Raw genomic sequence first — 9,583 nt, 5'->3', positions numbered from 1 at the left:
CCTGCTCGCACGGAGAGCACATTAAGTGCTCTCCGGCTCGTGCGGAACTCGCGATGAACCTTACATTCCGCGCCGCCCGGGCAGACGCCTTGTTGTTGAAGCACGGCTTGTCGTGGGGAGTATTCGGAGTGTCTCTGGTTGAATCGGGCTCTTGCCTTGAAGACTCTGATTTCTAATATAGAGAAAACCCGGGTAGCAAGTTGTTTGGCTACCCGGGTTTTACTTTGTCGATATGTTCGACTGGGTGCTAGTGGGTCTTGCGACGTTTGATTAGCATGATGAGGGCTATCACTACGAGCGTTGCGCCCGCTGCAGCTGCGGTGGCGACCATGGCGAACGTTTGGTCGCCGGTGTTTGCGAGGTTCTTCGCTGTGGTCGTAGTCTTGACCTTGGTGTCGGTCTTAGCTCCGTTGTCGGACTTGGGCTTGTCCGGGTTCGTCGGGGTCTCAGGAGTCTCGGGGTCCTTTGAGCCTTCGGAATCGGTTGGGCCGGCGGTGTTTACCAGCGTATGGTCCAGGAACTTCTTGGCGCCCGCACTTGCCTGTGAGAACAGGCGGCGCGTGCGGATCGGGGTGGCGTTCACCGTTGTGGGCGCCGTCTCCTCGGCCTCGATATTCACGAGCGTCGTGCCGGTGTCGAGGCCCACGTCGTTGTATCCCACGTGGCAGTAATACTGCGCACCGTCATCGTCTGCGGTCAGGTCAATCTCGAGTTTTGAGGCCGTTCCAGCCGCGAGGTTGCCATCGGCACCCACGAGCTTAAACTCTGTCTCGCCGCGGCCCTTGCGGTACCACATATAGGTCGGTGCCAGCCCTGTTTCGCTATCGTCGGCACCGAGTTGCTTCACATGGCCAATCGCCGAGAGCGTCAGGTGGCTTCCCGCCGTGCGCTCAACCGAAGAGTCGTATCCAAGATCCGACCCCTCCGCAGCATCCGCCGCAGGTCCGCTCACGGTCATCGTCATGCCATCGGGCATGGTCTTGACCGTGATGATTGCCGAGCGAATACCTGTTTCGGTCGTGGATCCATTCTTAACGGCGGCGATGGCGAATCGATACTCCGTATTGGGCTGCAGCCCATCCCACTTGAGCGAGGTCTGCGTGTTGTCGGCAATCTTCCAGCTATTGACGACCGCATCCGCCGCATTGCTCTGCAGCATGCCCACGCCGTAGCTAAAGCCACTCTTGTTTGCGAGTACATCGTCCCAGCTAAACGTAACGCTGGTCGAATCGACGGCGTTTGCCGTAAAGCCCGTCACGGCCGGCGCGTCGGGCATCTCGACGTCCTTAACCTCATAGCCCACGATCCAGAACTGGTCGGTGTCCTTGGTGCCGAGCTTGTCGCCCGAGTCTGCCTCGAACTTGTCGACATCCACCGCGTTGACGCCCAGGCGCCACGCAAAGCCGTACTTATCCTTCGCGGCCTCGGGCAGGTTGTCGACGGTGCCGCCGTATTCGGTCGATTCACTCGAGGAGTTACCCGTAGTAAAGCCGGCGTTGGCACCAAAGCACAGGCCGCCAAATAACTCGTGCTTTGCAAGCTTCGCGCCCATGACAACGCTGCCGTTCAGCGTAAAGCCGTACTCAAACTCCTGCTCCTCGCCCTCCTCGACTTCGATGGTCTGCTCAATACTCGCTCCCGACTGCGCGACGGCGCCGTTAAACCCATCGTGCGTGTAGGCGCGCGTCACGCCGGGCTTGCCCAGACCAAAGGAATCTTGCACGGGAGTCGTGCCGTTGAGCGCCGTGTAATAGCTGTCGGGTTCTCCCGACCGGTTGGTCAAAAAGTAGCTGAGCGGCGTCATGTTGTGCTGTTTGGCAATGCGGTCATAGGCCTCGACATTAACGACCGAGGTCTGCGCGCCGAGCGACACGGGCGCCGCCATCACGCCCTTGCCACCAGTTTCCTCATTTTCGATCTCGTACTCGTAATAGACCATCGGAATCGTGTAGAGCACGGCCTTGTCGCCTTCGCCGGCATGCGACTCATAACTTACGCTGGCGCTCACTGTGCGCTCGCTCCGGTAGTCATAGCATCCCTCGGCGGCAAAATCGACTGAAGCATTAATCGCCACCAGGGGCGGACCGGTCTGTACCTCGACGGCAACGCCCAACTCGGCACCGATGGTATAGCCCTGGGTTTCCCCCGTGCCCTTTCCCTCTCCGTATGACGTACCACCCAGCACCAGATAGCCGTATGCCTGCTCCAGGTCCTCAACATAGGGCGCATCCTGCAGCACGGCAAGCACGCGCGGGTTGGTATAGACCTTATAGCGGTCCTTGTACGTGATCTTGACGCTGTCGTTGTCGACATCGGGCAGCGCGAGCGAGATAAACGTGCCGTAGGTAGTGCCGCGACGGTTGCTCTCGCTAATCACCTGCTCCTCGCCGCGGCGTACCTTTCCGTTCTCGTCGAGCGAAAAATGCGAGGCGGTCATCCAATAGTAATCATCGTTCTTGCGCAGGTCCTCGTCGCGGTGCTTGCCCACTACGGCGATAAAGCTCTCGTTATAGCGGTCCGAACCCGAGACGCTGCCCGCCTTAACGTCGCTGATCCACACCTGCTCGATACCCTTGTGGTCATGCTTGTTGCTACTGTTGTATTGCTGGCCGCTCATGCTCATGGTTCCGACCATGGAACCCAAGCCCTGGGCCCCGCTCTGCGCCGTGTTGCAGGCAAAGTCGCGGAACACATCGCCGCCCACGAGCACCTCGTCGACCGCCGGCTGCTCAGACAGACCGTCAAGGTTGGCAGTGGCAAGGGCAATAGGCGCCAAGGTGCACGGATAGCGCTTATCCTGAGCACTATCCTTCCATGCGCTGCTGGGCACATGCATCAGTCCATAGGAGGCAAGGAGCCCGTCTCTGTATTCCTTGCAATCGGATAGTTTGAACTCGCCAGACTCCGAGTCAAAATACGCGTAGCGGTACAGCGCGCCGTACAGTCCCTTGCTGCCGTCATAGGCGTCGTAATCAAAAGCGCTGCGTTGCCAGTCATAGCCCGCAAGAATAAGGCCCGTGACGGTTTCACCCGTCTTCTTTCCTTCTTCATCGTAGGCGGCAAACGTGCCGAACGTCGCATTCGCAGCGACCATGGTCTTGCCGTTCGAGGAGAGGGAGATTGCGCCCGCGTCACCCAGAGCATCGACATGGACGAGTGCACCCTTGGATGCATCCCACGAGAACAGCTCGCAATGCGTCGACTTGGCGATATTCTTCTTGCCGTAGGGTGCCGAGACCACGATGGCGAGGTCATCGCAAAAATCCCGGTCGAGGTCTCCGGCAGCCAGCGAAACGACAGGAGCTGACTGCAGCTGCGTCCAAGAGTCGTTCCCGCCCTCGTTGTGCGTGGTGTAGTCCGCGGCGTTACCGGCGTCGATTTTGACGACACTCTGCCTCCAGTTGCCGCCCTCCAGGTCGTACATATCGACTACAGCCTTACGCACGCCGCTCTCGTCGACATAGCAGCCCGCATAGACAAAAAGCTCGTCCACGCCGTCACCATCGACATCGCCCGCCTCGACATCAAAGACGGCGTCGTGCTCTTGCAGGTAGCCGGCGTTCAGATACTTAAAACGGCCTCCGTCCATCATATTGGTGTTGACCGTCACCGGCAGGCGCGTATCAAGGCTGCGCGTGCGCCCGTTGCTAAACGAATAGAGGACCAGCTCAACCTTTCCGGCGTACGACTTGCCGTCGATCGTCGTGGACGAGCTGTCACCATAGGCGCGAAGCTCGGCAACGCGGCTCTTTTTGCCCGTGGTGGCATCGCTGCAGAACTCAACGCTTGTGGCGTGAATGCCCGAGAAGCCGTTGTTGTCGTTGGCGAGCACTGTTGAGGACTCATTGTTGCTCAGATACGACCAGGTGCCGCCGCCATAATCGCTGTGCTTGTAGAGGTCGCTGTTCGTATCGAAATTGTTGACGTTTTGCCAGAACTTTGCGGCGCCCCACACACTTCCATAGCCATCGGTGAGTTTGCTGCTGCCGCCAATATCGCCGCGCTCGACGTTCTCGAGCTTGTCGCGCAGAGTGTAGCGATTGCCATGGCTGCCGTTAGCTGCCATATAGACCTCGCTGCGCGTGGCAAACGTCGTGGGGGTATCGGTGGAATAGGGGCCAACGGTATCGGCCGGAATGTCCTCGCTCGTGCCCAGGCCCAAATCGCTATAGTCCTGCTCGGTCATATCGGTGATCTCAGGCGTGTCGGCCGCCTGGGCGACGTTGGGAGCCGCCGTGAAACAGGCGACGCTCGTTGCGATCAACGCAGCAAGCGCCGCCGTCCCGGCAAGCGGGATTTTCGACAGCCTACGGATACGGGGATGTGGAACGTACATGAGGGACCTCGCTTTACTCGAGTGGAGTGGACTCATTTTTGCAAATGATACGTCCGACGCCCGATATCACGTGTCTCATTTTCGCCAACGGCGTGTCTCATTTTTGAGAATCCGAGATGCCGCGGAAATCTTATCCCAGCTCAAAGGCCATTTCTGGGATGTATTTTCCGGTTTTGCTCTCATTGGGAAAATCCCGTTTCTTGACCGAATAACGGGATGCAATTTCCCGTTGGAGCGCCTTTGGGAAAGTGTGTCCCACTTCGAACGCCCAGAGTGGGACGCACTTTCCGCAAAGCACCTCAACGGGAAACTACGTCCCATTCCAAAGGCAAATTCCGGGACGCATTTTCCGAAAGCCTGCCCATCCGGAAAGCCCGTCCCACTTTGGACGCATCCGGGCACGGAACCATCGACCTATCAGGCCTCCCATCAATAAAGAGGCGCCCTCCCGGACGACGGGGCACGAAGCTCATCGCGAGTTCCGCGCGCAAAGAAGGCCACTTAATGTGGCCTTCGTCTTGCGCAGGACTGTAGAGCAGGGAACTTCGTGCCCCGACGCCCGGGAGGACGTTGCATTTAGAAAGATGAACCGACCGCCGTCAGCGATGGGAGCTACTCCCCCAGCACGGCCTTCTTGGCGGCGGCAGACATGTCCTCGAGGTCTTCTTTGGTGGGATGATCCTTTGCGGCGACCCAGTTGTCGAGCAGCATCTTAAAGCGCGCGTTGTCGGGATCTTGCTCGAGCATGGCCTCGTAGCGCTGCTTGACCGCGGGACCCATCTTGCCTTGACACATGGCCCAGCCCACGAGCTCGGCATCATCGGCCAAATTGGAGGTCACGCGATCGATAATCTGCTGATAATAGCTCTGGTCGGCACCAAAGCCGCAGGTACCAAAGAGGAAAACGCGCTTGCCGTGCAGGGCGGAGAGCAGCGCCGCGACCGAAGGCGTGCATGCACCCTTGTCGCACCAAAAACCGACGAGTACCGTGTCGGCTGCGCAGGCACCCTGCGCCTCGCGGGCAACTTGATCTGCATCCGCATCGTCGCTCAACGCCGCGGCGTGGATAAACTCAACACCCGCAGCCTGCAGAGCGCGCTTGATCGCGCCCGAAACCATCCTGGTATTACCGCTCTTGCTGTTAACCACCAAAGAGCACGTCATAGTCACGTTGCCTCGTTTCCCCCAAAACTAAAGCCACTAATGCAATTTATTAGATGAATATCTTAGTACTAACGACGCAGATGTAAACCATCTGCCGCCAATCGGCAGCTCTCACTGGGCAAACTGGCTGCGGTAGAGCTCGGCGTAGAAGCCGCCTGCCGCTAGCAGCTCGTCGTGCGTGCCACGCTCGATAATCTGCCCGCCGCGCATCACTAGGATGCAGTCGGCATTTCGGATCGTCGACAGGCGGTGCGCCACGACAAAGCTCGTGCGGCCGGCCATGAGCTCGTCGAATGCCGCCTGCACCTGCAGCTCGGTACGCGTATCGATGCTCGACGTGGCCTCGTCCAGCAGCAGAATCGCCGGGTCGGTGAGCATGACGCGCGCGATGCACAGCAGCTGTTTTTGACCCTGGCTAAACGTGCCGCCGTCCTCGCCAATCACCGTGTCGTAGCCGCCTGGCAGCTGCACGATAAACTTGTGTGCGTGCGCGCGCTTGGCGGCCTCGATAATCTGCTCGCGCGTGGCGTCGGGGCAACCGTAGGCAATGTTCTGGGCCACCGTGCCCTCGAACAGCCACGTGTCCTGCAGCACCATGCCAAAGGCGCGGCGCAGGCTCTCACGCGTGTAGTCGCGCGAGGAATGCCCATCGACCACGATGCGCCCGGCATCGATATCGTAAAAGCGCAGCAGCAGGTTGATAAGTGTCGTCTTGCCGCAGCCCGTGGGACCGACCAGGGCAAAGCGCATGCCGGGCTTGGCGTCGATGCAGATGTTCTGCAGCAGCTTGCGATCGGGCACGTAGCTAAAGTCCACATGCTCAAAGGCGACCTCGCCCTTCGGAGCGGCGAGCTCAATGGCATCCACGGCGTCGGGCTCCTGCTCGCGGGCATCGAGCAGCGCGAACATACGGCGCGCTGAGGCATAGGCCGTCTGGATTTGCGTAATGACGTTGGTGACCTCGTTGAACGGCTTGGTGTACTGGTTAGCGTAGGACAGGAAGATCTGCACGCCGCCCACCGTGAGCGCCGCGGGCACGCCCGTGATCACGCCCACGCAGCCGATCACGGCGACCACAGCGTAGATGATGTTGTTGATAAAGCGCGTGCCGGGGTTAGAGAGCGAACCCATAAACTGCGCGCGCTCGCCCGCCGTGTAGAGCTCGGCGTTGAGGGCATCGAAGCGCTGCTGCGCGTTCGGGCCATAGGCGAAAGCGTCCACGAGCTTTTGCTCGCCCACATACTCCTCGATATGGCCGCCGAGCTGGCCCTGAATGCGCTGCTGAGCCGTAAAGCTCTTGTTGGAGAGCTTGGCGATGGCGCCGGCCGCAAAGATGGAAAGCGGCGTGACAAGCACCACCACGAGCGTCATGGTCAGGTTGATGGACAGCATAAACGCAAGCGTGCCCACGATGGTGATGATGCCGGTAAAGAGCTGCGTGAAGCCCTGCAGCAGGCCGTCGCCCACCTGGTCGACATCGTTGACCACACGGCTCATGAGGTCGCCGTGGGCATGGCTGTCGATAAAGCTGAGCGGCATGCGGCTGAGCTTGTCGCTCGCCTCCACGCGCATGTCGCGCACCGTCTCGTAGGACAGGCGGTTGACGCAGTAGCCCTGCAGCCACTGGAACGCCGCAGCGCCAACCACGACCAGCGCAAGCTTGGTGACAAGCGGCAACAGCGCATCGAAGTCCACCTGCCCGGCGGCAACGATGAGGTCGATGCCTTCGCCGATGAGGATGGGCGTGTAGAGCTGCAAGATCACCGAGATGGCAGCGCTCACAAACGACGCCGCAAACGAAATGCGGTGCGGACGCACGTAGCCCATCAGGCGACGGGTTACCGCGCCCACGGGATAGCGCTCGGGGTCGCCGGGCTGGCGCGGGCCATCGCCCAGGTCGTTAAGGTTATCGTTGCCGGACACATTGGCCGTCATTGTGGCGACCGAACCGGAAGAAGTATACGGATTCATCTAGCAGCCCTCCTTTGCGCAGGTGGATGCAGGGGCAGTCGGGGCGGACGCGGGACTTGGGGCGGACGCGGGCGCCGCGCTCCCTTGCTGGCCCTCAAGCTCCTCGCGGCGGAGCTGCGACTGGCAGATTTCGCGGTAGAGCTGGCAGCTTGCGTACAGCTCGTCATGCGTGCCCAGGCCCGCGACCGAGCCGTGGTCGAGCACGCAGATCATGTCGGCATCGCGCACAGTCGAGACGCGCTGGCTCACGATGACGGTCGTCAGCGGCAGCCCGCCCTCGGCGGCGCCGCGCACGCTGCGCTCGCGAATGGCATGGCGAAGGGCCGCGTCGGTCTTAAAGTCGAGCGCCGAGGCGGAGTCGTCCATAATCAGGATCTGCGGCGAGCCCACCAGGGCACGCGCAATAGTCAGGCGCTGGCGCTGACCGCCGCTGAAGTTCTTGCCGCCCGCTTCGACCGGGGCATCCAGGCCCTGCGGCTTGTTGCGCACGAACTCGCTGGCCTGCGCCATATCGAGTGCCGCCCAGAGCTCCTCGTCGGTCGCGGACTCGTCGCGCCAGGTCAGGTTGCTGCGAATCGTGCCGCTCACGAGCGACGCGCGCTGCGGAACGGTCGCGACCACATGGCGCAGCTGGTCGAGCGGCCAAGAGCGCACGTCGGTACCCATCACGCTTACGCTGCCGACGCCCGCGTCGTACAGGCGTGGAATGAGCGAGACGAGCGTCGACTTGCCGCTGCCCGTGCCGCCGATGATGCCAAGCGTTTTGCCCAGCGGCAGCTCCAGGGTCACATCATTAACGGCGTTGGCAGCGCCCGCGCCAAAGGAGAAGCTCGCGTGGCTCAAGCTCAGCGCGGGGACCAAAGCGGTGTCGCCCATCGCACTCGGCTCGGGCAGAGCGACCGGCTCGTTGCCCTCGTCGGTAATGCTCGGCGCGCAGTTGAGCACCTCGTTGATACGCGACGCGCTGGCGCTCGCCTTGGTAAAGACCACGACCAGGTTGGCGACGTACACGATGGAGGTGAGGGTCTGCGTCATGTAGTTCACAAACGCCATGACCTGGCCCTGCGTGAGCTCGCCCACGTTGACCTGGATGCCGCCCACCCACAGGATGGCGCACACGCCCAGGTTCATCACGAGAAACGTGACAGGGTTGAGAATCGAGGAGAGCTTGCCCACCGCGATGGCAACATGCGCCTGGTCATCGGCGGCTTGGGCAAAGCGCTCGCGCTCGTGGTCCTCGCGCACGAAGGCGCGAACCACGCGAGCGCCCGAAAGCCCCTCGCGGCAAATGAGCGCAATGCGGTCGAGCTTTGCCTGCAGCTGCTTGTAGTACGGAATGCAGCGCGCCATGACAAACCAAAACACCAGGCCGATGGCGGGCGTGCAGATCAAAAAGATGATGCCGAGCTTAAGGTCGATGGCAAGGGCCGCGCACATAGAGCCCACCGCCAAGAAGGGCCAGCGGATGAGCATGCGCACGCCCAGCGCCACGGCAAGCTGCACCTGGTTGACATCGTTGGTGATGCGGGTGATGAGCGACGGCGTGCCAAAGCGATCGAGCTCAGCATAGCTCAGCTTATTGATGTGCCCGTAGAGCGCGCCGCGGATGTCGGTACCCATGCCCTGCGAGGTGAGCGCCGCCATCTTTTGGCAGACGAGCGTAAATGAGATGCCGATCACGGCCATGGCACCAAGCAACATGCCGTAGTGGACGACGGCGTTGACGTCGTGCGCGCCGATACCCTTGTCGATCATCTGCGCAATCACGAGCGGCGTCAGCAGGTCAAAGATCACTTCGATCAGCTTGCACGCAGGACCAATCACCATATACCGGCGAAACTTACCGCCAAAACGCCTGAGCAGCTCAATCATAAAAGGCGCTCCCTATCATCATTCACACTCAATTCGAACCATGATAGTACTGCCGCCCCAGAGCATGCGTAAACAACTCAACATTTCTAACGGGGCTCGTTTCCAGAGAGACAAACGCGCATGCCCAGCCAGCGGCGGGTCGACCGCTTGGTATACTTACGTTAGTGCTACCAAGTGAGTCGCCAACCCTTGAAATGAGGTGCCGAGATGAACGACATTCTCGCAAGAAGAGCAAGACGA

4 protein-coding genes are annotated in these 9,583 nt (G+C 60.7%); all 4 read right to left on the bottom strand.

The genetic code is table 11. From position 1 onward, the window contains the following. Positions 1–247: 247 nt before the first annotated feature. Entirely contained in the window at positions 248–4,336 is a 4,089-nt protein-coding gene (locus I2G43_RS01040) for a fibronectin type III domain-containing protein (protein ID WP_195534765.1), read from the bottom strand. A 612-nt stretch (positions 4,337–4,948) separates the two neighbouring features. Further along, entirely contained in the window at positions 4,949–5,500 is a 552-nt protein-coding gene (bilS, locus tag I2G43_RS01035; protein WP_195534764.1) for a flavodoxin family protein BilS, read from the bottom strand. Positions 5,501–5,611: 111 nt separating this feature from the next. Continuing rightward, positions 5,612–7,471 (bottom strand): ABC transporter ATP-binding protein, encoded by a 1,860-nt coding sequence (locus I2G43_RS01030; RefSeq protein ID WP_195534763.1) that lies wholly within the window; start codon positions 7,469–7,471, stop codon positions 5,612–5,614. Then, positions 7,472–9,343 carry an ABC transporter ATP-binding protein gene (locus I2G43_RS01025; protein WP_195534762.1) on the bottom strand — a complete coding sequence of 624 codons (1,872 nt, stop codon included), beginning with the start codon at positions 9,341–9,343 and terminating at the stop codon, positions 7,472–7,474. Positions 9,344–9,583: the final 240 nt, after the last annotated feature.

It is taken from the genome of Collinsella aerofaciens, assembly GCF_015557435.1.
In the GTDB taxonomy this organism is placed as follows: domain Bacteria; phylum Actinomycetota; class Coriobacteriia; order Coriobacteriales; family Coriobacteriaceae; genus Collinsella; species Collinsella aerofaciens_Z.
This window is presented reverse-complemented; position numbering and strand designations above follow the sequence as displayed.

What these genes read in the sequence shown, in the direction of transcription:
- bilS (WP_195534764.1), bottom strand. Translation starts at nt 5,500, where the DNA reads ATGACGTGCTCTTTGGTGGTTAACAGCAAGAGCGGTAATACCAGGATG.
- I2G43_RS01025 (WP_195534762.1), bottom strand. Translation starts at nt 9,343, where the DNA reads ATGATTGAGCTGCTCAGGCGTTTTGGCGGTAAGTTTCGCCGGTATATG.
- I2G43_RS01030 (WP_195534763.1), bottom strand. Translation starts at nt 7,471, where the DNA reads ATGAATCCGTATACTTCTTCCGGTTCGGTCGCCACAATGACGGCCAAT.
- I2G43_RS01040 (WP_195534765.1), bottom strand. Translation starts at nt 4,336, where the DNA reads ATGTACGTTCCACATCCCCGTATCCGTAGGCTGTCGAAAATCCCGCTT.